Consider the following 26,488-nt stretch of genomic DNA (forward strand, 5'->3'; position numbering starts at 1 on the left):
CTGTTACAGCACCTTGGCTTCGGTCTTCAGCTTGTCGACCAGCGTCTGCACGTCCGGCACCTTCACGCCGGCCGCGCGCTTCGGCGGCTCGGCCACCTTCAGCGTCTTCAGACGCGGCGTGACATCCACGCCGAGGTCTTCCGGCTTCACCGTTTCCAGCGGCTTCTTCTTCGCCTTCATGATGTTCGGCAGCGTCACGTAGCGCGGCTCGTTCAGGCGCAGGTCGGTCGTCACGACCGCCGGCAGCGACAGCGACAGCGTTTCCGCGCCGCCATCGACTTCACGTGCCACGGTTGCCTTGCCATCGGCGATCGTCACCTTCGACGCGAACGTCGCTTGCGGCAGACCTGCCAGCGCGGCCAGCATCTGGCCCGTCTGGTTCGAATCGTCGTCGATCGCCTGCTTGCCGAGGATCACCAGTTGCGGCTGTTCCTTGTCGACCAGCGCCTTCAGGATCTTCGCGACACCGAGCGGCTCGACCGCGTCGCCAGCTTCGACGAGGATCGCGCGATCCGCGCCGATCGCGAGCGCCGTGCGCAGCGTTTCCTGCGCCTGCGCGACACCGACCGACACGGCCACCACCTCCGTCACGACGCCGGCCTCCTTCAGCCGCACGGCCTCTTCCACCGCGATTTCGTCGAACGGGTTCATCGACATCTTCACGTTCGCGATGTCGACGCCGGTGCGGTCGGACTTCACGCCGACCTTCACGTTCGCGTCGACCACGCGCTTCACTGCCACGAGCGCTTTCAACTGCCTGCCTCCTCTCTTGTTTCGACCGCCGCGGCGCGTCAGCGCGCGGTGTATCCGCCGTCGATCACCAGCTCCGCGCCCGTCACGTAGCGCCCGGCCGGCGACACGAGATACAGGATGCCGGCCGCGATGTCGCGCGGGCTGCCGATCTTCGCCATCGGCACGTGGGTCTGCAGATAGCCGAACACGTTGTCGGGATCCTGGCCCATCTGGCGGAACGCGTCCTCGAGCATCGGCGTGCGGATGTAGCCCGGATGCACGGAGTTCGCACGAATGTTCTTCGCCGCATACAGCATCGCATCGACCTTCGCCATCATCCGCACCGCGGCCTTCGACGCGTGATACGCGGGCACGTCCGGGCCGCCGACGATCCCGTACATCGACGACAGGTTCACGATCGAGCCGCCGCCGGCCGCTTCCAAGCGCGGAATCGCCGCGCGCGTGCACAGGAACACGCCGTTGACGTTCACGTCCTGCACGCGCTGCCACTGTGCGAGCGTGAGTTCGTGGGTCGGCACGTTGTGCCCTTCGATGCCCGCGTTGTTCACGAGCACGTCGAGGCGCCCGAAGCGCGCGACGATCTCGCCGAACACGCGCTCGACGTCGGCCTCCTGCGTGACGTCGAGCGACCAGAACGCGGCCTGGCCGCCCTGCGCGCGGATCTCCTCGACGAGCGCTTCCGCGGGCTGCGACAGCACGTCGAGGATCGCGACGCTCGCGCCGGCCGCGGCCAGCGTGCGCGCCGTTTCCGCGCCGATGCCGCGCGCGCCGCCGGTGATCGCGGCCACCTTGCCGCGCAGGTCGAACAGGTCTTCGATGAGTTTCATTGTGTCTCCTTGTATTTAGGCGAACCGGTCACGAACGGGCCGGCCATCAAAACCATCGCGCATCATCGCGCCGTCGGCGCAGCCAGGAAATCGATGCATTCCCGATTGAAATAGGCCGCATGCTCCACCATGACCCAGTGGCCGCAGCGGTTCAGCAGCACGAAGCGCGCGTCGCGGCAACGCTCGAGGAACGTCAGCGCGCCGCCGACCGGATTGAAGCGGTCGTCCGTGCCCCAGAAACCGAGCACCGGGCAGCGCAGGTCGGCGAGCGCACCCGTCAGGTTCGGCACGCTCATCGTCGACAACACTTCGGTCGGCTGCTCGACGCACACCTTCATCCGCTCGGCGACGAGCGCGTCGGTGACGATCGCCGGATCGTGCACCAGCAGCGTCAGCAGCTCGCGCATCGTGTCGTCATTCATCTGGCGATTGGTGAAGAGCTTCACCATCCGCTGGATCCCTTCCATCCGGAAATAGGTGTCGCGATCCTCGACGCCGCCCGGCGCCATCATGATCAGCCCGTCGACTTCGTCCGGGTAATCGAGCGCGTATTTCAGCGCGATCGCGCCGCCGAGCGAGTTGCCGAGCAGCACGGCCGGCCCGATGCCGAGCGCGGACAGCTGCGCGTGCAGCGCGCCGACGAAGAAATCGAGCGTGTAGGCGACGTCGGACGGCTTCGATGACTGCCCGTAGCCCGGCAGGTCGACGACGATCGCGCGGTGGCCGGCCGCGGCGAACGCGGGGTAGTTGTGCTTGAAGTTGCTGAAACCGCTCGCGCCCGGGCCGCTGCCGTGGATGAACACCACCGGGCGGCCTGCGCCCGCCTCGAAATGATGCAGGCGCAAGCCGCCCGGTACGTCGGTGAAGATGCCGGCCGGCGGCGTCGTGGGGGTCGTCATCGCGGGTTGTCTCCTTCGTCGATCGATGGATGCCTGCCACGATGATTGCGCCGCCGGCGCTGGCCGGCATCATCCTTTCAGACTACGAAGCCGCGCGCGCTTGTTCCTATCATCGGGCCACCGAAACGGAGGCAGACGATGAACGGATTCGACTACAGCGGCAAGACGGTGCTCGTGACGGGCGGCACCAAGGGCATCGGGCGGCGCATCGCCGAGCGGTTTCTCGCGGCGGGCGCGCGCGTGTTCGTGTGCGGGCGCAGCGCGCCCGACACGCCGCCGTCCGCCGGCGGACGCACGGCCACCTTCATCGCGGCCGACCTGCGCGACATCGAGCAGGTCGACGCGATGCTCGCGACGGCCCGCGCCGCAACCGGCAGCCTCGACGTGCTCGTCAACAACGCGGGCGGCTCGCCGTTCGTGCTCGCGGCCGACGCATCGCCGGGCTTCACCGAATCGATCGTGCGGCTGAACCTGATCGCGCCGCTGCAACTCGCGCAGCGCGTGAACGCGATCATGCAGTCGCAACCGCATGGCGGCGTGATGCTGTTCATCGCGAGCGTCAGCGCGTCGCGGCCGTCGCCCGGCACCGCGGCCTACGGCGCCGCGAAGGCGGGGCTCGTCAACGCGGTCACGTCGCTCGCGGTCGAGTGGGCGCCGCGCGTGCGCGTGTGTGCGATCAGCCCGAGCCTCGTGCACACCGAATCCGCGACCGAAGGCCACTACGGCGACGATGCGGCGCTCGATGCGATCCGCGCAACGATTCCGGCCGCACGGCTCGCGACACCCGACGACGTCGCGTCGGCGTGCCTGTTCCTCGCGTCGCCCGACGCGTCGTACACGTCGGGCGCGAACCTGCGACTCGACGGCGGGGGCGAACGGCCCGCGTTCCTGGCCGCAGCGCAGATGCAAGCGCGCTGACGCACGCGCCGCCAGAGGCGTACGCCGATCGTTTCCAGTCCTAGGGAAGTCATCTAGTTCATTTTGACGATTCCCTGCTATCGCGATCTCCCTACTCTGCCTCTCACGACAACCACAGTCGACCGTCGTCGATACCCCCAGAGGAGACACCATGCATCAACGGATTTCGCGCCGTACCGACAAGCGGGCCACCGCCGCGCTGTCGACGCTGGCCGCCGCGCTGCTGACTTGCGTCGTTCCCGACGCGCACGCCGGCAGCACGATCGAGCTCGGCGCCGACACGACGCTGGACTACACGTTCACGCTGAGTTACGGCCTCGGCATGCGCACGCGTGCGCCGAGCGGCAATCTGCTGACGCCCGCGAACATCAACGGCGACGACGGCGACCGCAACTTCGCGAAGAACAAGCTGATCGAGAACCAGGTCAGCCTGCTCGGCGAAGTGAACCTGAAACACGACGACTGGGGCGTGTTCGTCCGCGCGAGCACGTTCTACGATCAGGCGTACCGCCACCCGAACTACAACGACGCGCCCGGCACGGTCAACCACACGGGCCAGTACAACAACTTCACCGGCGACGCCCGCTACTGGTCGGGCGGCCACACGACGCTGCTCGCCGCCTACGCCTACAACACCTTCAAGATCGGCCCGACGAGCCTGAACGTGAAGGTCGGCGACCAGGTGGTCGCGTGGGGCGAAAGCCTGTTCTTCCCGAACATCGCGGGCGCGCAAGGCCCGGCCGATGCCACCAAGTCCTATGTCGCGGGCGCTCAGGTGAAGGACATCCTGCTGCCGGTGCCGCAGATCTCGACGCAGTGGCAGATCACGCCGAACTTCAGCCTGCTCGGCTACTACCAGTTCTCGTTCCAGCAGAACCGCCTGACCGCGCCCGGCACGTACTGGAGCTATTCGGACGTGGTCGGCCCGGGCGCGCAGTTCATCATCGGCCCGGGCGGAATGATCATTCCGCGCGGGGCCGACGACAAGCCGAGCGCCCGCAACCAGTGGGGTATCGGCGCACGCGTGCGCGTGCTGGGCGACACCGAGCTCGGCGTGTACCACCTGCATTACAACGACATGAACCCGAGCGTCGTCACGACGTACTTCCCGACGCTCCAGTACCAGCAGAAATATTTCAGCAACATCAAGCTGACCGGCGCGAGCTTCTCGACGCAGGTCGGCCCGGTGAACGTCGCGGGCGAAGTGTCGTACCGCCAGGGCGCGGCCGTGCTCGTCAACACGCCGACCGGCCCGCAGTCGACCCGCGCGAACGTGCTGCAGACCAACCTGTCGGGCATCTACTCGATCGGGCCGAGCTTCCTCGCAAACTCGCAGTCGCTGGTCGGCGAACTGACGTACGTGCATGCCGGCGGCATCTCCGCGCTCGACGGCTCGACCACGCTCGCCAACTCGCGCAACGCGCTCGCGATGGAGATCGCGTGGACGCTCAGCTACAAGAACGTGTTCAACGGCTGGGATCTCGACGTGCCGCTGACCTACTCGCACGACCTGACCGGCACGTCGCCGCTCGCCGGCGCGCTCGGCTCGCTGACGGGCCAGGGCGATCACCGCGTGACGGCCGGCGTGACGTTCACGCGCCTGAGCAACCTGCAGCTGGCGCTCGTCTACGCCAAGTTCCTCGGCTCGCCCAACCCGGTCACGCGTCCGCTGGCGGATCGCGACTATGTGCTCGCCACGGCGACCTACCACTTCTGAGCGGCCCGGCCGCTCGTCACTCAGCAAGAAGAGGATTTGTCATGAAACGAACTCGTCTCCCCCTCCTGCGCGCATCGGTGATGGCCGCGTGCGCGCTCGTCGCGACGGCCTCGTTCCCGAAGGTCACGCCGGACGACCTGAAGGCGCTCGACGGCCCGCTCACGCCGATGGGCGCGGTGCGCGCCGCGAGCAAGGACAACAGCGTGCCGGAGTGGTCGGGCAAGTGGCTCGGCACGCCGCCCGACGTGCAGTACAAGCGCGGCAGCCGCTACCCCGATCCGTTCGCGAACGAGAAGCCGGTCGCGACGATCACCGCCGAGAACATGGCGCAGTACGCGGAGCACCTGACCGACGGCCAGAAGGCGATGTTCAAGCGCTATCCGGCCACGTTCAAGATCAACGTCTACCCGAGCCACCGCGACTTCCGCTACGCGGATTCCGTCTACAAGGACATCCGCACGTATGCGCCCGATTCGACGATGACGTCCGACGCGAACGGGCTGACCAACGCGCCGCCGCAGGTGCCGTACCCGATCCCGAAGACGGCCGCCGAGCTGCTGTGGAACCAGCGCTTCTCGTCGGCGATCGGCACCGAGCAGGCAACCTACGACCAGGCGGTCGTGTACTCCGACGGCAACATCGCGTGGGGCAAGGTGCGCTACGACATCTACTCGCCGCGCAACGTCGGCAAGTACGACGTGAAGAGCGACCTGAACAACCGCACGTTCTATCGCAACGCGACGGAGCTGCCGCTGTCCGACCGCGGCTCGCTGATCGTCGGCTTCACGAACTGGGACAAGGCCGGCGCGGACAACTCGTCGCGCACGTGGATGTACAACCCGGGCACGCGGCGCGTGCGCCAGGCGCCCGAATACGGCTATGACCAGCCGCAGGGCCCGGGCGGCTTCCGCACCGTCGACGACGACCGCCTGTACAACGGCCCCGGCGACCGCTACGACTGGAAGATCGTCGGCAAACGCGAAGTCTACGTGCCGTACGACAACTACAAGGCGATGGACAGCTCGGTCAAGTATGCGGACCTGCTGACCAAGGGACATGAAAACCCTTCGTACATCCGCTACGAGCTGCATCGCGTGTGGGTGCTGCAAGCGACGCTGAAGAGCGGCTATCGTCACCAGTACGCGAAGCGCGTGCTGTACATCGACGAGGATTCGTGGATGACGCTGCTCGCCGACAACTACGACGCACGCGGCCAGCTGTGGCGCACCAACGTCGCGACGACGCTGTACGCATATGACGCGAAGACCTTCTACCCGGGCGTCGTGTTCTTCCACGACCTGATCTCCGGCGCCTACATGGCCGACCGCCTGACCAACGAAGGGCCGATGCCGAAGCTCGACAGCAGCCCGCAGTTCAGCGAAGCGTACTTCTCGCCTGACGCGATCCGCAGTTCGGGTAACTAAGCAAATCGCCGCCCGCGCCGGAGCCTCGCGCCGGAGCCTCGCTCCGGCGCCCGACGCCGCCCGGGACGGCGGCCTTTTCCATTCGAGGGCCCTACCATGTCCAACCGCTTGCATGCGACGCTCGGCGACGAGCTGTATGCCGCGTGGCACTCCCGCGCGCCGGTCGCGCCGCTGTCGGGGCGGCCGCGCCGGCTGTCCCTCGACGATGCGTACCGGATCCAGCAACGCTTCATCGAACGCCGCATCGAATGCGGCGAATCGGTGGTCGGCAAGAAGATCGGCGTGACGAGCCAGGCCGTGCAGGACATGCTGAACGTGCGCCAGCCCGATTTCGGCATCCTGCTGTCCGGCATGCACTACGCGGCCGGCGAGGCGATCGCCACCGAGTCGCTGATCGCGCCGCGCGCCGAAGGCGAGATCGCGTTCATCCTCGCGCGCGACCTGCGCGGCCCCGGCATCGACCGCACCGACGTGATCGCCGCGACGGCCGCGGTTGCGCCCTGCTTCGAGATCGTCGATTCGCGCATTCGCGACTGGGCGATCCGCATCGAGGACACCGTCGCCGACAACGCGTCGTGCGGCGTCTACGTGCTCGGCGATGCGCGCGTCGATCCGCGCACGCTCGATCTCGCCGCGTGCGAGATGACCATCGAGAAGAACGGCGCGACCGTCGCGCAAGGCCGCGGCGATGCGGCGCTCGGCCATCCCGCCGACGCGGTCGCGTGGCTCGCGAACACGCTCGCCGAATACGACGTGCCGCTGCTCGCCGGCGAGATCGTGCTGTCCGGCTCGCTCGCGAAACTGATTCCGGTCACGGCCGGCGACGCGCTGTCGATGCACATCTCCGGCATCGGCGGTTGCGACGTCCGCTTTATCTAAAGGAAGAGGAAGGATCCTGATGAAGAAAATCAAATGCGCACTGATCGGGCCCGGCAACATCGGCACCGACCTGCTTTACAAGCTGCGCCGCTCGCCGGTGCTCGAACCGGTGTGGATGGTCGGCGTCGACCCTGCGTCCGACGGCCTCGCGCGGGCCCGCGAATTCGGGCTGAAGACCACCGACAAAGGTGTCGACGGGCTGCTGCCGCACGTCGCCGACGACGAGATCCGCATCGCGTTCGACGCGACGTCGGCCTACGTGCACCGCGACAACTCCGACAAGCTCACCGCGCTCGGCGTGAAGATGATCGACCTGACGCCAGCCGCGATCGGGCCGTACTGCGTGCCGCCGGTCAACCTCGACGCGCATCTCGGCAGCGCGCAGATGAACGTGAACATGGTGACCTGCGGCGGCCAGGCGACGATCCCGATGGTGTACGCGGTGTCGCGCGTGCAGCCGGTCGCGTACGGCGAGATCGTCGCGACGGTGTCGTCGCGCTCGGTCGGCCCCGGCACGCGCAAGAACATCGACGAATTCACGCGCACGACGTCCGGCGCGATCGAACAGGTCGGCGGCGCCCGCAAGGGCAAGGCGATCATCGTGATCAACCCGGCCGAGCCGCCGCTGATCATGCGCGACACGATCCACTGCCTGACCGACGGCCCGCCCGACGTCGACGCGATCACCGCGTCGGTGCATGCGATGGTCAAGGACGTGCAGCGCTACGTGCCCGGCTACACGCTGAAGAACGGCCCGGTGTTCGACGGCAACCGCGTGTCGGTGTTCATGGAAGTCGAGGGGCTCGGCGATTACCTGCCGAAATACGCGGGCAATCTCGACATCATGACCGCCGCCGCGGCCGCCACGGCCGAGCGTTTCGCCGAACAGATGCTGGCCGCGACGGCCGCCACCGCTTGAGTCGAGGAGTCACACGATGTCACTTGCAGGCAAGAAGATCACCGTCCACGACATGTCGTTGCGCGACGGGATGCACCCGAAGCGTCACCAGATCACGCTCGACCAGATGCGCAACATCGCGCGCGGGCTCGATGCGGCCGGCGTGCCGCTGATCGAGGTCACGCACGGCGACGGGCTCGGCGGCGCCTCGGTCAACTACGGTTTTCCCGCGCATACCGACGAGGCGTACCTGAGCGCCGTGATTCCGGAGTTGAAGCAGGCGAAGGTGTCGGCGCTGCTGCTGCCCGGCATCGGCACCGTCGAGCACCTGCGCATGGCGCACGAGCTCGGCGTCGGCACGATCCGCGTCGCGACGCACTGCACCGAAGCCGACGTGTCGGAACAGCATATCGGCCTCGCGCGCACGCTCGGCCTCGATACCGTCGGATTCCTGATGATGGCGCACATGTCGTCGCCCGAGCAGCTCGTCGTGCAGGCGAAGCTGATGGAGTCGTACGGCGCGAACTGCATCTACATCACCGATTCGGCCGGCCACATGCTGCCCGACGACGTGACCGCGCGGATCGGCCAGGTGCGCGCCGCGCTGAAGCCGGAGACGGAACTCGGCTTCCATGGCCACCACAACCTCGCGATGGGCGTCGCGAACTCGGTCGCGGCGGTCGCCGCCGGCGCGAACCGGATCGACGCGGCTGCCGCCGGCCTCGGTGCCGGCGCCGGCAATACGCCGATGGAAGTGTTCGTCGCGGTGTGCGACCGGATGGGGATCGAGACCGGCGTCGACGTGTTCGCGATTTCCGACGTCGCCGAGGATCTCGTCGTGCCGATCATGGACGCGCCGATCCGCCTCGACCGCGATGCGCTGACGCTCGGTTACGCGGGCGTCTACTCGTCGTTCCTGCTGTTCGCGAAGCGCGCGGAAGCGAAGTACGGGATTCCGGCGCGCGACATCCTCGTCGAACTCGGCCGGCAGCGGCTCGTCGGCGGGCAGGAGGACATGATCGAGGATGCGGCGCTGACGATGGCGCGGGCACGGGCGGTGGCGGCCTGAACGGCGGTCAGCGTACAACACGCGCGGCAATCGGCATGATGCGAGCCGTTCGTCGAAGATTTCCTGCGAGACGCGGCCGCTCGAGCATTGCGCACGCTTGATGCAGTGATTCGGAGCCGGTAGCCGAATCGGCCGCAACGCGATCGGCAGCCCCCGGCTTCCTGGTTGTCACCGCCCCTTGCTCAGAAGCACGACAACCAGGATCGCGACCAGCGCAGCGAGCCACTTCAAGCCGGTGAACACCTTGTCGAGCCTCTCCGTCAGCGCCACGACGGGATTCCCGTCGTCCGTGCGCAGCGGCATCCGCGCTGTCCGGCCATCTCCCGGCAGGCTGACCTTCGGGAGATCGATGGCGAGATACACGACGTATCCGCTGGCGATCGGCGCCGCCTTCAATGCGTTGTCATCCTCGCCGGGCCTCAGGAACACGCGCAATCCCCCCGCCAGCACGGCACCGGGCGGGATCGACGTATAGACGTCCCGCAGGCACAGCCCGGCCTTGACGGCTGTGACCTGTCCCGCCTCGACACCGTCGGCAAGTGCCTGCATGCTGCTCGCCGGCACGTCGCACCATGCCCACCACTGAGCCGGTTCCTGCATCTCGTCATCGGACTCGTTGTAGCCGAGCCGTGCCGTGCCAAGCGGATCGTCCGAATGGGTGATGCCCAGTTCGTCCTGCAATTCGCGAAGGCCGTGCCGTTCAGGCTGGCCGATCTCGCGAGCCGCGAAGGTGATGTGTATCGTGCGCGTGCTGTTCCGCACGTCACCCATGATCGACAGACAGCAGTCGTCCAGACTCGCCGTCCCCTGGACATAGGTCGAAAGCGTCGAATGCGTTGTCCCTCCGGCGGGCTCCAGTCGCCTGACGACCTGGATGTCCTGCAGGGTGAGCCACAGCGACTTCGCCGGGTAGTACGTCTGCACGTTGCCGTCGGCGCCAAGGTGCTCGATCGTATGGCCGGCGCATTTCCCGATTTCGATGCAATGCCGCGCGTCCTCCTGTAGCCGGTCCTCTCCTGCATGCCGGTGCCGTCCCTCGTAGCCGGCAAGTTGTCCGGCATCGGGGCGCGTCAGCGGTGTCCGGGGCGCAATCCTGACATTGTCGAGAACGTCGTCGTGGGTATGAACTTCCGTGACCGACGCTCCGGCACGGGCGATCGATGCGGCACGGGCTCGTGAACGTATCCCGTATCGCGTGTCGACGACGGGAAGCACATCACGGGCCTCCATGGCGAGCGTGATCCCGGGCGCCTGTTCCGCGAGCGGATCGGCGTACTGCGATCGGGACGCGGCCGAGACCTTCACGAGCGAAGGAAGCAGTCGGGTCAGCAGGTCGGCGTACGGGACCAGCAGCGGCAGGAACAGGCCGGCCAGCGACAGGTTGAACAGCGTATGGAAATCGGCCACCACCCGCCCATTGTCCGGTTCGATCCTGACCATGACGCAACCGATCGGCGTCAGTGCGACAAGCGCAATCACCACGCCGGCCGACAGAATGAGCAGCATGCCGACCGGCACGCATCGGGAGGCAGGATCGTGTGTCGCGGTCTCCTCCAGCACCGGGCGAATGGCCGCGCCCAGGTTGGCACCCAGCACCAGTGCGAAAGCCGTATCGGGGGGAATGACGTTTTGCGCGCACAGCGACATGATCAGGAGCACGATCGCGACGTTCGAATCGGCGGCCCAGGCCAGGCCGGCCGCCAGCAGGACGTCGATCAGCGGTATCGTGGAAGCGTCGCTCAGCAGCATCCGAAGATTCGGCGCATCCTCGTAGTCCGTCATCAACTCCTGCAGATGATGCAGTGCGAGCAGCAACAGGCCCAGGCCGATGAGCGTGCGCCCCAGTTCATGAGCGCAAGTGTTCGATACCTTGCGGAACATCAGTACGCCAACGAGGATCAGGGCGGGCGACACGGCGCCGACTTCGAACGAAAGCACCTGCACGAGCAACGTCGTACCCACGTTCGCGCCGAGCACGACGGCCAGTGCCGGGACAAGGCCAACGCGCCCCTGCGCGGCGAGCTCGCTCGTCATGACCGCGGTCGTCGTACTGCTCTGCAGCACCGCTGTTACGCCCATGCCGCCGAAGAAGGCAGGGAGTCGCCCGAAAAGCGCCCGTTCCAGCAGCGACCGCAGGCCAGCGCCGAACGCGCGCTGCATGCCGGTCTGAAGCATCTGCGTCCCGAGCAGCACCAGCGCAATCGAGCCGGCGAGATCGACCAGCGTGAACGTGAATGTCATGACTCTGGGCCCCAGACGCCGACCGGTTGTTCTTGTAACGTTTCCCGTCGTGAAGTTCGATCACGCCCGTCGCCGGCCGGCGAGGAAAGGCGAACTCGAATACGTCTTGTCGCGACGGAGAAACGCACGACCGAACCGTAGATCACGCGACGAGCCTTCCCCCGAAGACGCCGTGCGCCACGTTACGGTCGCCCACGGCGGTTTCCATGAAATCACGCGCCCGCAGCCACATCCCCGCTGCAAGTGGCGTGCCACCAATGCGGGTCGGGTGCGCAAGGCGTGTTGAAACCGAAAAATACGGAAATGGGCCCGTTGGGCGAATGGATGTGTTGCAGCGTTGATACAGGCCTGCGTCTCTCATGCATCGGCCCATGTTGATTGCCGCCAACACGCGCGCCCGGCGACCACGTGGTGGCGTCACCATCACGAGCGGGCCGAGCACGCCGCTGTGCCGACACGTCGGCATGTTTCGATATTGAAACGCGCGGTGCGATACGTGGATGCGTACAACTGGATGGGAGCGGAGCGCGCGCTTTGGGCCGGCGCTCGTCGGAGATGGCTCGCCGACGTCGAATCCGCGAACCAGACCGGCGAACGGCGCGACCTGCGCCGTCCATCCGGTGTGCCCGGCCGCATGACCGGGCCGGACGGGTTTCGATCGGTACAGCGTTGCGCCGCCCGATCGCTACTGCTTAGCGACGCGGTTGCCCGGTGCGCGGCGGACGCGGCGAATTCGCGTCCTTGTGGCGGAAGTTGATGCGCCCCTTCGTCAGGTCGTACACCGACAGTTCCAGCGTCACACGGTCACCCGCGAGAATGCGGATGTGGTTCTTGCGCATGCGGCCCGACGCATACGCGCCGACCACGACGCCGTTTTCCAGCGTGACACGGTATTTGCTGTCCGGCAGCACTTCGTCGACGATTCCGTCCAGTTCCAGCAGTTCTTCTTTTGCCAAACCAATTCCTCCAGACAAGGTGAATGACCGCGGCCGCGGCGAACTCACCGGCGCCGTGCCCGGCAACGGGACGGCGGCCGGCAGGATGCCGGGGATCAACGCTTTCAGACGGGCGACGGGCCCGCCTTGCAATCGGAGCCCGGCGCGTTGCGGCGGTCGGGCGGTCAGTGGCGGCGATGCGATCAGCACCGCGCAAAGTCGGGACCGCGCCGCGTGCGGCATGGCGACGGTCTACTCGGGTTGCAGCATGGGCCGCTGGCGACACGGCGAACGCGTCGCGAGGGCGTTGGATCGCACGTCGTACGGACGTGCGATGGATGAGGGAAGCACACGACCGATGCATCGTGAATGCCGCGATGCATCGGTCGTGTGCGTCGGAACGCGCTGGACGCCGGCTCGGGCCGGCCTCCGCGCGAGATCCGTCCGGCAGCGGCCGCCGCTTGGCGACCGGTGCCGATACGGCTTACTGCGGCGTGATGTTCGACGCTTGCAGACCCTTCGGGCCGCGCTTCACTTCGTAGCTGACCTTCTGGCCTTCGGCCAGGGTCTTGAAACCCGTGCCGCGGATTTCAGAGAAATGGGCGAACAGATCGTCGCCGCCGTTGTCCGGGGAGATGAAACCAAAGCCCTTGGTTTCGTTGAACCACTTGACGGTACCGGTATCCACAAATACTTCCTTAATACGAATGAAATGAACATGCGCCCGTGACGGGCACAGAAAGAATCAAAGAGGGAGAGACCAACGACTGCCGCACGCCGTGCGGCCAATGATGAGCAATCGAGCTTCTTGAAGACTTCGGTCTCGGACACTACGCGGTGCAAGCCGATCCGTCAAGTCCTTTCGATGCGACGCGTGCGCGCGGCAGCACGCGCCGCCTTGTCCGGCGGGCGTTTGCGGCAATCGGGAGGCGTAGCGATACGCCCCCCATTTTTCCCGCCACTCGCCACGCCGCGCCGTGACTGCGCTATTGCGTTACTGCGGTTCGAACACGTGATGCAGCGCCGGCGGCGTCTCGCCGTCGCGGATCTTCATCTCGAACGACTTGCGCGCGACGCTCGACGGCCGCACGTCGGCCGCGTCCAGATAGAACTGCGAATACCAGTCGCGCATCTGGTACAGCGGCCCGTCGCCTTCGCACAGCAGCGGGTTGTCGATGCGCGTCTTGCTGTGCCAGATGTCGACGTCCTCGTAGAACGCGCGCTGCGCTTCCTTCACGTAAGCGTTCGCGATCTCCAGGTTCTGCGCGTCGCTCAGGCCGGCCACCTTCTTCACGATCACGCCGTAGCGCAGCTCGAAGCTGTTCATGTCGATCGGCACGTGGCAGTTCAGCAGCACCGAATGGATCGGCTGTCCGCCGCTCTGCCCCGTCATCTGCGTGATGTGCACGGCCGGCCCGAAATACGTCGACAGCGCGGTCAGGCTGTCGCCGCCGAGCTTCTCGCTGCGGCCGACCATCAGCTGCGTCGCCTTGTGATCCTCGAACAGGTTCGCGAAATAGTCGATCGGCGCATGGTGCACGGTCGCGAAGTGCGCGACGTCCGAGATGTTGTCGACCAGTTCGCGGCAGTTCGCGTTGATCACCATCTTGTCGACGACCCAGTCCGACCATTCGTCGGAGAAGCACACGTCGAGCCTCGGAATCGCGACTTCCGGCGGCGGTGCATTGCCTTCCGGGTCGTTCCACACGAACAGCAGGTTGTTTTCCTCGCAGGTCGGCCACGCGCCGATGCGCGCCTTCGGCGGAATCCGCTTGCAATACGGAATCGACGCGCACTGCCCTGCGCCGTTCCACGCCCAGCCGTGGAACGGGCAGACGAGGTTGTCGCCTTCGACCGTGCCGAGGCTCAGGTCGGCGCCCATGTGCGGGCAGTACGCGTCGACGATGTTGATCCTGCCGGTCGAATCGGCGAACGCGGCGAGTTTGCGACCGAAGATGTTCAGCGTGTGCGGCTTGCCGTCCTTGTAGTCGCGGGCGAGGCCGAGGCAGTGCCAGCCGCGCGCATAGCGCTGCGCGAGCGGCTGGGCTTCGATCTTGTAAGGGCGTGCGGACATGTGGGTTGACTCCTCTTTGGGGGACGCGCGGCGGCCCGCCGCGCACCGGGGTAATGGGGGTTCGGGGGTTGCGTCGTTCAGCGCGCCGGATTGCCGGGTTCGAGCGCGCGCGTCGGTTCGCGCGCTGGTGCCGACGCAGACGACGCGGACGGCTGCGGCAGTTGCGCCACGCGGCGCTCGGCACGCTCGACGCCGAGCCACGCGGCCAGCGCGGGCAGCAGGAACACCGCGCCGAACAGGTTCACGAGGAACATGAACGCGAGCAGCACGCCCATGTCGACCTGGAACTTCAGCGCGGAGAACGCCCACGTGCCGACGCCGATGAACATCGTGACGGCCGTGAACAGCGCCGCGGTGCCGCGCTGGCGCATCGCGTCGGCGAATGCGTCGGGCAGCGTCGCGCCGTGGCGCAGGTCGTGCTGCAGGCGTTCGTACAGGTAGATCCCGTAGTCGACGCCGACGCCGACACCGAGCGTGATCACCGGCAGCGTCGCGACCTTCAGCCCGATGCCGAGCCGCGCCATCACCGCGTTGCACAGGATCGACACCAGCGTGAGCGGCACGATGATGCACAGCACCGCGCGCCACGAGCGGAACGTGACCGCGCACAGCAGCGCGATCGCACCGAAGATCGACAGCAGCATCGCGACCTCCGCGTCGCCGACCGCCTCGTTGGTCGCGGCCATCACGCCGACGTTGCCGCCCGCGAGCCGGAACGCGACGTTCGGCGTCGGGTTCTCGGCCGCGTAGCGCTTGATCTCGTCGACGATGTGCGCGATGGTCGTGCCTTCGTGGTTCTTCGTGTAGATCAGCACCTGGATCGCCTTGCAGTTCGCGGTGTTCATCCCGTTGTCGGGGTCGAACGCGTTGGAACCCTGCGTGAGCCCATCGCTGGAACGCGGCAACGCGGCCCAGCGCGGATTGCCTTCGTTGAACGCGGCGATGAACACCTTGCCCTGCGACGCGACGCTCGTCACCGACTGCACACCCGCCACGCCGCGCATGTTCATCTCGAACTTCTCGATCGCGCTCATCACCGGGTAATGCAGGCAGGCGTCGTCGAAACCGGTCGTCTCGACGATCACCGACAGCACGTCGACGCCGATGTTGTACTGGTGCGTGATCGCCGCGTTGTCGACGTTGTAGCGCGAGTTCGCGCGCAGCTCCGGCGCGCCGGTGCCGATGTCGCCGATCTCGAGCCTGCGCGACTCGAGCGTGCCGTACGCGAGCAGCGCGAGCGCGACGGCGAACACGCCGAGCGCGGGCGCCGGGCGCGCGAACAGCGCGAAGCGCGACCACATCGGGCTTCCTCCGGCCGCCGCGGTGCGCTGCGCCCGCGCGAGCGTGCCGCGTTCGAGGCGCGTGTACGACAGCAGGATCGGCAGGAACACCTTGTTGGTGACGATCATCAGCAGCACGCCGAGGCACGCGGTGATGCCGAGCTCGCGCACGATGTCGATCCTGATCCGCATGATCACCATGAAGCCGAGCGCGTTGGTCAGCAGCGCGACCGTGCCCGGCACGAACAGCTTGCGGAACGCGTCGCGCGCGGCCTCCGCCGACGATGCGCCGCGCACCAGCGCCTGCTTCCACGCATTGGTCATCTGCACCGCGTGCGACACGCCGATCGAGAAGATCAGGAACGGCACGAGGATCGACATCGGATCGATGCCGAGCCCGAGCAGCGGCAGCGCGCCGAGCAGCCAGACGACCGGCAGCAGCGCGACGACGAGCGCGAGCACGGTCGTCTTCAGCGAGCGCGTATAGGCGAACAGCAGCGCGGCCGTCACGAGGAACGCGAGCGCGAAGAACGCCATCACGCCGGCGATCCCGGCCTCGACGTCGCCCACCAGCTTCGCGAAGCCGATGATGTTCACGTCGATGCCCTGCTTCGCGTAGCGCGCGCGGACCTCCTCGAGCTGGCGCGCGACCGCGCTGTAATCGAGCCGCTTGCCGGTGGCCGGATCGGTCTCGCGCAACTCCGCGCGGATCAGCGCCGACTTCAGGTCGTTGCCGACCAGGCGGCCGATCTGCCCGGAGCGGGCGACGTTGCGGCGCACCTTCGCGAGGTCGTCCGGGTTCGCGCTCGAGAACTGGCCGGGCACGACCACGTCGCCGCGAAAACCGGCTTCCGTCACCTCGGTGTAGTGGACGTTCGGCGTGAACAGCGAGAACACGCGCGAGCGGTTCACGCCGGGGATGAAGAACACGTCGTCGGTCGCGTGGCGCAGCGCGTCCATGAACGTCTGGTTGTAGATGTCGCCGTCGCCCTTCCAGCGCAGGCTGACGAGGATCGTGTTCGCGCCGGGAAACGCGCCCGCGTAGCGCTCGAACACCTGCATGTACGGGTGCTGCATCGGGATCATCTTGTTGAAGCCCGGATCGAGCTTCAGGCGCGTCGCGGACAGGCCGAGCGCGAGCGTCAGCGCGACGCACAGCAACATCAGCAGACGGCGCTGCCGGATGATGGTATCGGCGCAGCGCTCGACGAACGCGGCGAGGCGGGACGCGGGAACGGCTTCGGTGGAGCGTGACAGGTCGTTCATGGATTTCTCGTGTCGGAACGGACGGAACAGGCGATGCGGACGATGCGGGCGGCGCGGCAACGCGACCGCCGCCGCGCATCAGGACGGCGACGCAGCGAGCGGCGCGACGCCGGCCTCGCCCCCGAGCAGCAGCGCGCCGCGGCCCATGTCGAGCACGGCCGCGAGGCTCTGCACGCCGCCGAGCTTGCGCACGTCGAAGGTCAGGCCGCCGTCGCGCGACCCGACGATCGCGCCGCCCTGCCCGACCAGCACGAGTTCGCCGTCGGCAAGCTGGGTCGCGCCGAAATACGACACCGGCACGTGGCTGTCGACGTGCGTCCAGGTCGCGCCGCGATCGGTGCTGCGCAACACGTTGCCGCGCATGCCGTACGCGACCCAGTCGCCGTTCGCGAGCATCAGCGCGCCGAACAGCGAGCCTTGGTACGGCGACGGCACCTTGTCCCAGCTCGCGCCGTTGTCGGTCGAACGCAGCAGCGTGCCGCTCTCGCCGGCGATCAGCAGGTCGCCGTGGCCGTCGCCGACAATCGCGTTCAGGTGGCGGTCGCCCGCCGGTGTCTTGAGCGGCTGCCACGTGAGCCCGGCATCGTCCGAGCGCAGCAGCTGGCCGAAACTGCCGGCCGCGAACAGCGGGCCGTTCGCGGTTCCCCACACGGACAGCAGCGGGTCGGAATGCGCGTTGTCGCCATGAACTTCGCGCCAGTGCACGCCCGCGTCGTCGCTGCGCAGGATCCGGCCGTCGTGACCGACCGCGATGCCGAGCGTCGGCGTGACGAAGCTCACCTGCGTGAGCGTCGATCCCTGGTCCGGCGTGACCGACGCCGGCCGCCAGCGGCCGCCCGCATCGTCGCTCAACAGGATCACGCCGCGCTCGCCGACCGCGACGATGCGCGTGCCGGCGCGGGCGAGCCCGTTGATCTGCAGGCGGTCCGCATGGATCGCGGTGACCGGGAACGCCGGCAGCGGGCGCGGCGAGAACGCGAACAGCGCGGCGCCGAGCACGAGCGCCGACATAGCGAGTCCTGGCAAAGTACGTTTCATCGGTTTGTCTCCTTCTCTGCGAGCGGCCCGGGCCCGCGCCGACGCGCTCGCCCTGCCGCTGCAAGTCTCCGGGCCGTCGGTCGTTGCCGCGGCCTCGAATGGTCCCGAATGGATGGCAGCCGAATCGGGCTGCCGGCTCGGCTGCCGGTGAGCCTTGCTCGAGCGTCGTTACGCGCCGACCTCGAACAGCGCGGCGGCACCCATCCCGCCGCCGATGCACATCGTCACGACCGCATGGCGCACGCCGCGGCGCGCGCCTTCGAGCAGCGCGTGCATCGTCATCCGCGTGCCCGACATCCCGAACGGGTGGCCGAGCGCGATCGCGCCGCCGTCGACGTTCAGCCGCTCGTCGGGGATGCCGAGGGTGTCGCGGCAATACAGCGCCTGGCACGCGAACGCCTCGTTCAGCTCCCACAGCCCGACGTCGCGCACGGTCATCCCGAAACGTTCCAGCAGCTTCGGAATCGCGAACACCGGGCCGATGCCCATCTCGTCCGGCTCGCAGCCGGCCACGGCCAGCCCGCGGAACGTGCCGAGCGGCGTCAGTCCGCGACGCTCCGCCTCGGCCCGCGACATCACGACGACCGCCGCCGCGCCGTCCGACAGCTGCGACGCGTTGCCGGCCGTCACGAACTCGCCCTGCTCGACGACCTTGCCGCCGCTCCACGACGGCTTGAGCCCCGCGAGCCGTTCGGCCGTCGTGTCGGCGCGCACGCCCTCGTCGCGCGCCGCGTGGACGGCTTCGTGGCCGGTCGGGTTGCCTTCCTTGTCGAACAGCGCGCGCCGCACGTCGAGCGGCGCGATTTCCGCGTCGAAGCGGCCGGCCGCCTGCGCGTCGGCCGTGCGCTGGTGGCTCTGCAGCGCGAATTCGTCCTGCGCGGCACGCGAGATGCCGTAACGGCGCGACACGATCTCGGCCGTTTCCATCATCGCCATGTACGCGGCCGGCTGATGGTCGAGCACGGCCTGCGAACGCGCGCGGTAGCCGTTCTTGTGCTTGTTCTGCGTGAGCGAGATCGATTCGACGCCGCCCGCGACGACGATCCGCGCGTCGCCCGCGCCGATGCTGCGCGCGGCGCTCGCGATCGACATCAGGCCCGACGAGCACATGCGGTCGATCGACATGCCGGGCACCGACGCCGGCAAGCCGGCCGCCGCGGCCGACAGGCGGCCGATGTTGTAGCCCTGCGTGCCCTGCTGCGCGGCGCAGCCGATCAGCACGTCGTCGACGTCGGCCGGCGCGACGCCCGCGCGTTCGAGCGCCGCGCGCACGACGTGGCCGCCCAGCGCGGGCGCCTCGGTGTCGTTGAACATGCCGCGAAACGCCTTGCCGATCGGCGTGCGTGCGACGGAAACGATGACTGCGTCTTCCATGAGCTGGCTCTCTGAATCGAAACTAGAAGTAGTAGCGGCTGATCGTGTCGGCGACGCAGCCGGGCCTGGCCTCGCCTTCGATCTCGACGGTCACGCGAACCCACGCCTGCACGCCGCCGTCGAGCGCCTCGACGCGCAGCAGCTCGCCGACGCCGCGCACGCGCGCGCCGACCTTCACCGGCGCCGGGAAGCGGATCTTGTCGCAGCCGTAGTTGACGCCGAGCCGCGCGCCGTCGATGCGCACGATCTGCGGCAGGAAATAATTGACGAGCGACAGCGTCAGGTAGCCGTGCGCGATGCACGCGCCGAACGGGCCGTCCTTCGCGCGCACCGGGTCGACGTGTACCCACTGGTGGTCGCCCGTCGCGTCGGCGAAGCCGTCGATGCGGATCTGGTCGATCGCGAGCCAGGCGCTCGCGCCGAGCGTGTCGCCGACGGCCGCCGCGAGTTCGCCGGGATGCGCGAACACGCGGGGCGTCGCGCGCACGGAGTCGAGGGTCGCGCTCATCATGCGTGCTGGCTGCTGACCGACAGCACTTCGCCCGTCATGTACGACGCGTAATCGCTTGCAAGGAACACCATCACGTTCGCGACCTCCCAGACTTCGGCGGCGCGCCCGAAGGCTTCGCGCGACGCCAGTTGATTCAGCAAGTCGGCCGGGGCCGACTTCTTCAGAAAATCGTGCATCGCGATGCTCGGCGCGACCGCGTTGATGCGCACCCCGTAAGGCGACGCCTCGAGCGCCGCGCAGCGCGTGAGCGCCATCACGCCCGCCTTCGCCGCCGCGTAGTGCGCCTGTTCCGCCTGCGCACGCCAGCCGAGCACCGATGCGTTGTTGACGATCGCGCCGCGGCCGCGGGCCTGCATGTGCGGCAGCATCGCGCGCGTCATCCGGAACGTCCCGGTCAGGCTAATGTCGATCACCCGCGACCATTCGGCATCGTCCATTTCGACGATGCGTTTCGCGCCGCCGAGCCCGGCGTTGTTGATCAGTACGTCGACGCCGTCGAGCTTGTCCTGGGCTTCCGCGACGAGCGCCTGCACGTCGTCCTCGACCGCGACGTTGCACAGGCGGCCGTAGATCTGCTGCAGCCCCGTTTCGGCGCGCAGCGTCTCCACGGCCTGTTCGAGGCGTTTCTCGTGGATGTCGGAGATGAACAGCGCGCGACAGCCTTCCTCCGCGCAGCGGCGCGCCGCCGCGAAGCCAATGCCGGCGCCGGCGGCGGCCGTGATCAGCACCGATTTGCCGGCGAGCAGCTGGTGGCCCGGCACGTACGCCGGCGCTTTCTGGATCTGGGGTTCGGTCATGCGTTTCCTCGCGGTTCCCTGGGCATGCCGAGCCCGCGCTCGGCCATGATGTTCAACTGGATTTCGTTGGTGCCGGCGTAGATCGTGTCCGCACGGGAGAACAGGAACACGCGCTGCAGATGGGTGAGCTTCTCGTCGGCCGGATCGATCACGTTCGCGCGGGACCCAAGCGCATCCATCGCGAGCTGGCCGAGGTCGCGGTGCCAGTTCGACCAGAAATACTTGTAGATCAGCGCCTCGCGGCGCAGCGGCGCGGTGGCGCCGTTCGCGTCGTCCGCGCCCGACAGCATCCGCAGCGCGTTGTAGCGCATCACGCGCAGGCCGGCCCACGCGCGGCCGATCCGCTGGCGCAGCACCGGGTCGCGATCGGCGCCCGATTCGCGCGCGGCGTCGATCACCCAGTCGAGTTCGCGGACGAACTGCATCTGCTGGCCGAGCGTCGACATGCCGCGCTCGAAGCCGAGCAGCGTCATCGCGATCCGCCAGCCGTCGCCCGGCGCGCCGACGAGATCGCATGCTTGCGCGCGCGCACCGTCGAAGAACACTTCGTTGAATTCGGCGCCGCCGTTGAGCTGTTTGATCGGGCGAATCTCGATGCCCGGCTGGTCGAGCGGCATCAGCAGGAACGACAGCCCCTTGTTGCCCTTCGACGCCGGATCGGTGCGCGCGAGCACGAAGATCCAGTCGGAGTCGTGCGCGAGCGACGTCCACACCTTCTGGCCGTGCACGCGCCAGGTACCGTCGGCGTCCTGCTCGGCGCGTGTGCGCACGTTCGCGAGGTCCGAACCCGCGCCCGGCTCCGAGTAACCCTGGCACCAGAACTGCGTGCCGGCGAGAATTCCGGGCAGGAAACGCGCGCGCTGGTCGTCGGTGCCGCACGCGACGAGCGTCGGGCCGAGCAGCCCTTCGCCGATGTGCCCCATCCGCCCGGGGCCGCCGGCGCGCGCGTATTCCTCGTGGAAGATCACCTGCTCGGCGACCGAAAAGCCGCGGCCGCCCGCGTCGGTCGGCCAGCCGAGGCCGGTCCAGCCGCCCTGCGCGAGTTCCCGTTCCCACGCCTTGCGCAGTTCGGGAAACGCTTCCTCGTCGCCGGGGCCGCCGCGGTACTTCAGGCACGCGAATTCGCCGGTCAGGTGCGACTGCACCCAGTCGGCGACTTCGTGCCGCAATTGCTGTTCGCGCGTTTCGCTGTTCATTGGAGGGCTCCGGTGCGCGCGGCGGACGAACGCGTGGCGATCGAAGCCGACGGCGACGACGCGAGCACCGCGTCGTGCCGCGACGCGCCGCCGTCGATCGCCTGGCAGGCGATCCATTCGAGCAGTTGCGGCGTGCTGCCGAACTGCGCGCCCGACGCCTGCGCGCGCTTGAAATAGAGATGCGGGTCGTATTCCCACGTGAAGCCGACGCCGCCGTGCAGCTGGATCGCCTCCTGTGCGCAGAACGCATACGCATCGTTGGCGGCGGCTTTCGCGGCCGCGACGTCGGCGCGCAGCGCAGCGCCGGGCGTGCCGCTGCCGGCTTCCGCGTCCCACGCGTGGGCCGCGCCGAGCACGGCCGAGCGCGCGGATTCGATCAGCACCATCATCTGCGCGCAGCGGTGCTTGACCGCCTGGAACGATGCGATCGCGCGGCCGAACTGCACGCGCTGGCCGGTGTAGTCGAGCGTGAGATCGAGGCATTGCTGTGCGCCACCGAGTTGTTCGGCGGCCAGCGCGAGCGCTGCGAACCATGCGGTGCGTTCGAGCAACTTCGCGGCAGCGGCGCCGCTCGCGAACAACGCGTCGCGGCTCACGCGGGCCTCGTCGAGCACGACACGCGCGATCGGCCGCGTCGCGTCGAGCGTGTCGAGCGGCGTGACGCACAGGCCCGACACCGTCGCGACGTCGATCGCGAACACCCCGATCGCCTGCCCTTCGTTCGCGATCCGTGCCGGGATCATCAGCAGGTCGGCGCGCGCACCGTCGATCACCTGCTCGATCGTTCCGGACAGCGCGTAACCGCCCGCCGCTTCTTCCGCGACGACCGGCAGTTGACCCGCGCCGGCCGGAAGCTCGAGCGGCAATGCCAGCGTCGCGCTGCACGCGCCTTCGGCCAGCTTCGCGAGCCAGCCGGTCGCGCCCGGCGTATCGCAGCCGGCCAGCGCGGTGGCCGCCAGGCACGCGGTCGAAAAATACGGCACGCACGCGACGCGCCGCCCAAGCTGCTCCATCAACAGCGTCTGTTCGACCGCGCCGAGCCCCATCCCGCCCGCCGCCTCCGGCAGCGCCAGCGCGTTCCAGCCGAGTTCGCCCGCGAGCGCGGCCCACAGCGCGTCGTCGCGGCCGGCCGCTTGCTCGATCGCGCGGCGCACGTCGGCCGATGCGCTGCGCTCGGCGAGCACGTCGGCTGCCGCGTCGCGGATCATCGCCTGTTCGTCGGTGAGCGCCAGATCCATCGTCAGCTCCCGTACACGCGCTGCGCGGGCCGCGCATCGGCCAGCAGCCGCGCGACCGCCGGGCCGACCTCGGCCGGCGCCCAGCGCGCGCCGCGGTCGACGCTCGGGCCGGTGCGCCAGCCTTCGGCCACCGCGATCATCCCGCCCGCGACCTCGAACACCTGGCCCGTCACGTCGGCCGACAGCGCGCTGCCGAGCCACACGACGAGCGGCGCGACGTTGGCCGGATCGAAATAGTCGAAGCCGCCGTCCTCGGGCTTCTTCATCATGTCGGCGAACACGCCTTCGGTCATCGACGTGCGCGCGGCCGGCGCGAGCGCGTTCACGCGCACGCCGTAGCGCTGCAGTTCGACCCCCTGCATCAGCGTGAGCGCCGCGATGCCGGCCTTCGCCGCGCCGTAGTTCGACTGGCCGATCGAGCCTTGCAACCCGGCGCCGGAGCTCGTGTTGACGATGCGCGCGTCGACCGGATGGCCAGCCTTCGCGGCGTCGCGCCATACACGCGCCAGCACGCTCGACAGGCAGAAGTGGCCGCGCAGGTGTACGCGCATCACGTCGTCCCAGTCGGTTTCGGTCATGCTGGTGAACATCTTGTCGCGGCAGATGCCTGCGTTGTTGACCAGCACGTGCACGTCGCCGAATGCTTCACGTGCGGCGTCGACGATCCGCTGCGCGGTGTCGATCCTGGTGATGTCGTCCGAATTCGCGAGCGCGCGGCCGCCGCGTCGTGCGATCTCGTCGCACACGGCCTGCGCTGCCTCGTGCCGGATGTCGTTGACGACGACCGCCGCGCCCTCGGCCGCGAACGCGAGCGCGTATTCGCGCCCGAGCCCGCCGCCGGCGCCGGTGATGATGACGGTGCGTCCGTTACAGATTCCCATGCTGATGCCTCCTGGATCGAGAGATCGTGAAAGTGACGCGCTCACAGGCGCTCGATGATCGTGACGTTCGCGAGACCACCGCCTTCACACATCGTCTGCATCCCGTAACGTCCGCCGGTGCGTTCCAGTTCGTGCAGCAGCGTCGTCATCAGCCGCGCGCCGGTCGCGCCCAGCGGATGGCCGAGCGCGATGCCGCCGCCGTTCGGGTTGGTCTTTTCGTGCGGGAAGCGCGTGTCGGCAAGCCAGGCCTGCGCGACCGACGCGAACGCCTCGTTCATCTCGACGACGTCGATCTGCGCCCAGTCGAGCCCGCTCTTCGTCAGCGCAACCTTGGTCGCCGGGATCGGCGCGGTGAGCATCCACAGCGGATCGTCGCCGAGCACGCTCAAGTGATGAATGCGCGCGCGCGGTGTGAGGCCGTAGCGCTTCAAGGCATCTTCCGACACGATCAAGAGCGCTGCGGCCGCATCGCAGGTCTGGCTCGCGACGGCGGCCGTCAGCGAGCCGCCCGGCATCAGCGGTTCGAGCGTCGCCATCTTGTCGAGCGACGTGTCGGGGCGCGGCGTTTCATCGTGTTGCACGCCTTCGAGCGGCACGATTTCCCGCTTGAAATGGCCGGCCTCGATCGCCGCCACCGCACGGCGATGGCTCTCCAGCGCATAGCGTTCCATCGCGTCGCGCGACAGGTTCCAGTGATCGGCGATCCGTTGCGCGGCGACGAACTGCGATACCGGCGCGTCGCCGAAACGCGCGCGCCAGCCGGTGCTGCCCGAGAACGGGTCGTTGAAACCCAGCGACACCGCGCTCGTCATCGCGGACGAGATCGGGATCTGCGTCATCGTCTGCACGCCGCCCGCAACCACCACGTCCTGCACACCGCTCATCACGGCCTGCGCGGCGAAGTGCACGGCCTGCTGCGACGAGCCGCACTGGCGGTCGACCGTCACGCCCGGCACCTGCAGCGGCAACCCGGCCGCGAGCCAGCAGGTGCGCGCGATGTTGCCCGCGAGCGGGCCGATCGTGTCGACGCAGCCGAACACCACGTCGTCGTATTCGTCGGCCGGAATCGCGTTGCGTTCGACGAGCGTCTTCAGCACGAAGCCGCCGAGGTCCGCCGCGTGCACGTGCGCGAGCCCGCCCTTGCGGCGGCCGGTCGGCGTGCGCAGCGCGTCGACGATATAGGCTTGTTTCATTGATTGGTTTCCTCGAAGTCGAAGGTCTGCGCGGGGCCGATCGGCAATGCGTCGCCGAGGATCGCGTCGGCCACGCGGGCCTTGTGGAATGCCGTGTCGCCCCAGCTGCCGGAGAGCGCCCAGATCCGCTTCATGAAGATCTGCAGGTCGAGCTCCCACGTGTAGCCGATCGCGCCGTGCACCTGCATCGTGTGGCGCGCGGCCAGCTGCGCGGCGGCGCTCGCCGCAAGCTTCGCGTGCGACACCAGCACCGCGCGCTGCGGGTGATCGTCGGCGATCGCTTGAGCCGCGCGCGCGACCACCGGCCGCGCGAACTCGTAGCGGATCGCGACGTCGGCGAGCAGGTGCTTGAGCGCCTGGTACGAACCGATCGCCTTGCCGAACTGCTTGCGCTGCGCGCTGTAGTCGATCGCGACGTCGAGCACGCGTTGCGTGAGGCCGAGCAACTGCGCGGCCACCGCGAACGCGCCGTGGTCGAGCGCGCGATCGAGCAGCGGCCCGGCTTCGTCGGCGCCCGCGATGCGCGTGGCCGCCGACGGTTCCCAGTCGAGCGTGAACAGGCGCCGCGACGGGTCGACGCTGTCGACCGCGCGCCACGCGCACTGCGCGGGATCGACGCGGTGCAGCTCGCCGCGGTGCTCGCAGAGCAGCGCCTGCGCGACGTGCACGTCGGCCGCATACGGGTTCACCGGATGCACGAACGCGACACGCGCGCGCCCTTCGGCGATGTCGCGCAGCAGCGCGTCGCGCCAGCCGCTGGCGGGCAGCCGCGCGAGCACGCCGGCCGACACCAGCGCCGTGTCGAGCAGCGGCTCCGGGCTGCCGAAATAGCCGTAGGCCTGCGCGAGCAGCGCCCATTCCGCTTCGGTCAGGCCGAGGCCGCCATGCGCTTCGGGCACCGACACGGCGGTCAGCCCCTGCGACGCGAACAGCGACCACAGCGCGTCGGAGCGGCCGGTCGGCGTGGCCCACAGCTCGCGGATCAGCTCCGGGGTCATCTCGGTCATCAGCAGGCGCTTCACGCTGTCCGCGAGCGCTTCCTGGTCTTCATCGAATACGAAATCCATACGATGTCCGTTC

23 protein-coding genes are annotated in these 26,488 nt (G+C 68.3%); 6 read left to right on the forward strand and 17 right to left on the reverse strand.

Translation table 11 applies throughout. From position 1 onward, the window contains the following. Positions 1-3: 3 nt before the first annotated feature. From DIE04_RS15275 to DIE04_RS15285, 3 genes are all read right to left on the reverse strand, one after another. Positions 4-753 (reverse strand): electron transfer flavoprotein subunit beta/FixA family protein, encoded by a 750-nt coding sequence (locus DIE04_RS15275; protein ID WP_124573110.1) that lies wholly within the window; start codon positions 751-753, stop codon positions 4-6. 38 nt (positions 754-791) lie between these two features. Beyond that, entirely contained in the window at positions 792-1,580 is a 789-nt protein-coding gene (locus tag DIE04_RS15280; protein ID WP_044844631.1) for an SDR family NAD(P)-dependent oxidoreductase, read from the reverse strand. Between the two features lie 62 nt (positions 1,581-1,642). Next, on the reverse strand, positions 1,643-2,479 hold the full coding sequence (locus tag DIE04_RS15285) for an alpha/beta fold hydrolase (protein ID WP_124522797.1): 837 nt from the start codon (positions 2,477-2,479) through the stop codon (positions 1,643-1,645). 138 nt (positions 2,480-2,617) lie between these two features. On the opposite strand from DIE04_RS15285, the gene DIE04_RS15290 reads away from it, so the two are divergent. From DIE04_RS15290 to dmpG, 6 genes are all read left to right on the forward strand, one after another. After that, a complete protein-coding gene (locus DIE04_RS15290; RefSeq protein ID WP_124522799.1) occupies positions 2,618-3,397 on the forward strand; it encodes an SDR family oxidoreductase in 780 nt (259 codons plus the stop codon). 151 nt (positions 3,398-3,548) lie between these two features. Next, on the forward strand, positions 3,549-5,114 hold the full coding sequence (locus DIE04_RS15295; protein WP_124484697.1) for a DUF1302 domain-containing protein: 1,566 nt from the start codon (positions 3,549-3,551) through the stop codon (positions 5,112-5,114). 41 nt (positions 5,115-5,155) lie between these two features. Next, positions 5,156-6,538 (forward strand): DUF1329 domain-containing protein, encoded by a 1,383-nt coding sequence (locus tag DIE04_RS15300; RefSeq protein WP_124484696.1) that lies wholly within the window; start codon positions 5,156-5,158, stop codon positions 6,536-6,538. Positions 6,539-6,634: 96 nt separating this feature from the next. Then, positions 6,635-7,417, forward strand: a complete 783-nt coding sequence (dmpE, locus tag DIE04_RS15305; protein WP_124522801.1) for a 2-oxopent-4-enoate hydratase — start codon at positions 6,635-6,637, stop codon at positions 7,415-7,417. 19 nt (positions 7,418-7,436) lie between these two features. Continuing rightward, on the forward strand, positions 7,437-8,336 hold the full coding sequence (locus DIE04_RS15310; RefSeq protein ID WP_124522802.1) for an acetaldehyde dehydrogenase (acetylating): 900 nt from the start codon (positions 7,437-7,439) through the stop codon (positions 8,334-8,336). A gap of 16 nt (positions 8,337-8,352) precedes the next feature. Further along, positions 8,353-9,384, forward strand: a complete 1,032-nt coding sequence (gene dmpG, locus DIE04_RS15315; protein WP_059539660.1) for a 4-hydroxy-2-oxovalerate aldolase — start codon at positions 8,353-8,355, stop codon at positions 9,382-9,384. 168 nt (positions 9,385-9,552) lie between these two features. Here the strand turns inward: dmpG and DIE04_RS15320 are convergent, their stop codons facing one another. The 14 genes from DIE04_RS15320 to DIE04_RS15385 form a co-directional block, all read right to left on the reverse strand. Continuing rightward, complete coding sequence (locus DIE04_RS15320) at positions 9,553-11,625, reverse strand: Na/Pi cotransporter family protein (RefSeq protein WP_124521962.1); 2,073 nt, start codon at positions 11,623-11,625, stop codon at positions 9,553-9,555. Positions 11,626-12,317: 692 nt separating this feature from the next. After that, entirely contained in the window at positions 12,318-12,581 is a 264-nt protein-coding gene (gene infA / locus DIE04_RS15325) for a translation initiation factor IF-1 (protein ID WP_011355053.1), read from the reverse strand. Between the two features lie 463 nt (positions 12,582-13,044). Next, positions 13,045-13,248 carry a cold-shock protein gene (locus DIE04_RS15330; protein ID WP_006751843.1) on the reverse strand — a complete coding sequence of 68 codons (204 nt, stop codon included), beginning with the start codon at positions 13,246-13,248 and terminating at the stop codon, positions 13,045-13,047. Between the two features lie 306 nt (positions 13,249-13,554). Then, positions 13,555-14,634, reverse strand: coding sequence for a Rieske 2Fe-2S domain-containing protein (locus DIE04_RS15335; protein ID WP_124484691.1), 1,080 nt, complete (start codon positions 14,632-14,634; stop codon positions 13,555-13,557). 77 nt (positions 14,635-14,711) lie between these two features. Then, positions 14,712-17,180, reverse strand: coding sequence for an RND family transporter (locus DIE04_RS15340; RefSeq protein WP_124522803.1), 2,469 nt, complete (start codon positions 17,178-17,180; stop codon positions 14,712-14,714). Positions 17,181-17,258: 78 nt separating this feature from the next. Then, positions 17,259-18,218, reverse strand: coding sequence for a sialidase (locus DIE04_RS15345; RefSeq protein WP_044845662.1), 960 nt, complete (start codon positions 18,216-18,218; stop codon positions 17,259-17,261). Positions 18,219-18,386: 168 nt separating this feature from the next. Further along, positions 18,387-19,592, reverse strand: coding sequence for an acetyl-CoA C-acyltransferase (locus DIE04_RS15350; RefSeq protein ID WP_124522805.1), 1,206 nt, complete (start codon positions 19,590-19,592; stop codon positions 18,387-18,389). A gap of 22 nt (positions 19,593-19,614) precedes the next feature. Then, positions 19,615-20,100, reverse strand: coding sequence for a MaoC family dehydratase (locus tag DIE04_RS15355; RefSeq protein ID WP_124522103.1), 486 nt, complete (start codon positions 20,098-20,100; stop codon positions 19,615-19,617). Further along, positions 20,100-20,900: an SDR family oxidoreductase gene (locus DIE04_RS15360; protein ID WP_044845664.1), complete on the reverse strand. Its 801-nt coding sequence runs from the start codon at positions 20,898-20,900 to the stop codon at positions 20,100-20,102. Before DIE04_RS15360 ends, DIE04_RS15355 begins: the two co-directional genes overlap by 1 nt. Then, a complete protein-coding gene (locus DIE04_RS15365) occupies positions 20,897-22,096 on the reverse strand; it encodes an acyl-CoA dehydrogenase family protein (protein ID WP_124521972.1) in 1,200 nt (399 codons plus the stop codon). Before DIE04_RS15365 ends, DIE04_RS15360 begins: the two co-directional genes overlap by 4 nt. Next, the gene (locus tag DIE04_RS15370) at positions 22,093-23,334 is read right to left on the reverse strand and encodes an acyl-CoA dehydrogenase family protein (protein WP_124521974.1); all 1,242 of its coding nucleotides are present in this window, start codon (positions 23,332-23,334) and stop codon (positions 22,093-22,095) included. Before DIE04_RS15370 ends, DIE04_RS15365 begins: the two co-directional genes overlap by 4 nt. A gap of 2 nt (positions 23,335-23,336) precedes the next feature. Beyond that, positions 23,337-24,215: an SDR family oxidoreductase gene (locus DIE04_RS15375; RefSeq protein WP_124573112.1), complete on the reverse strand. Its 879-nt coding sequence runs from the start codon at positions 24,213-24,215 to the stop codon at positions 23,337-23,339. A 41-nt stretch (positions 24,216-24,256) separates the two neighbouring features. Next, positions 24,257-25,408 carry an acetyl-CoA C-acetyltransferase gene (locus tag DIE04_RS15380; protein ID WP_124522807.1) on the reverse strand — a complete coding sequence of 384 codons (1,152 nt, stop codon included), beginning with the start codon at positions 25,406-25,408 and terminating at the stop codon, positions 24,257-24,259. Further along, a complete protein-coding gene (locus tag DIE04_RS15385; RefSeq protein WP_124521978.1) occupies positions 25,405-26,475 on the reverse strand; it encodes an acyl-CoA dehydrogenase family protein in 1,071 nt (356 codons plus the stop codon). Before DIE04_RS15385 ends, DIE04_RS15380 begins: the two co-directional genes overlap by 4 nt. Positions 26,476-26,488 lie beyond the last annotated feature (13 nt).

The sequence above is a fragment of the Burkholderia sp. Bp8994 genome (genome assembly GCF_003853805.1).
GTDB lineage: Bacteria > Pseudomonadota > Gammaproteobacteria > Burkholderiales > Burkholderiaceae > Burkholderia.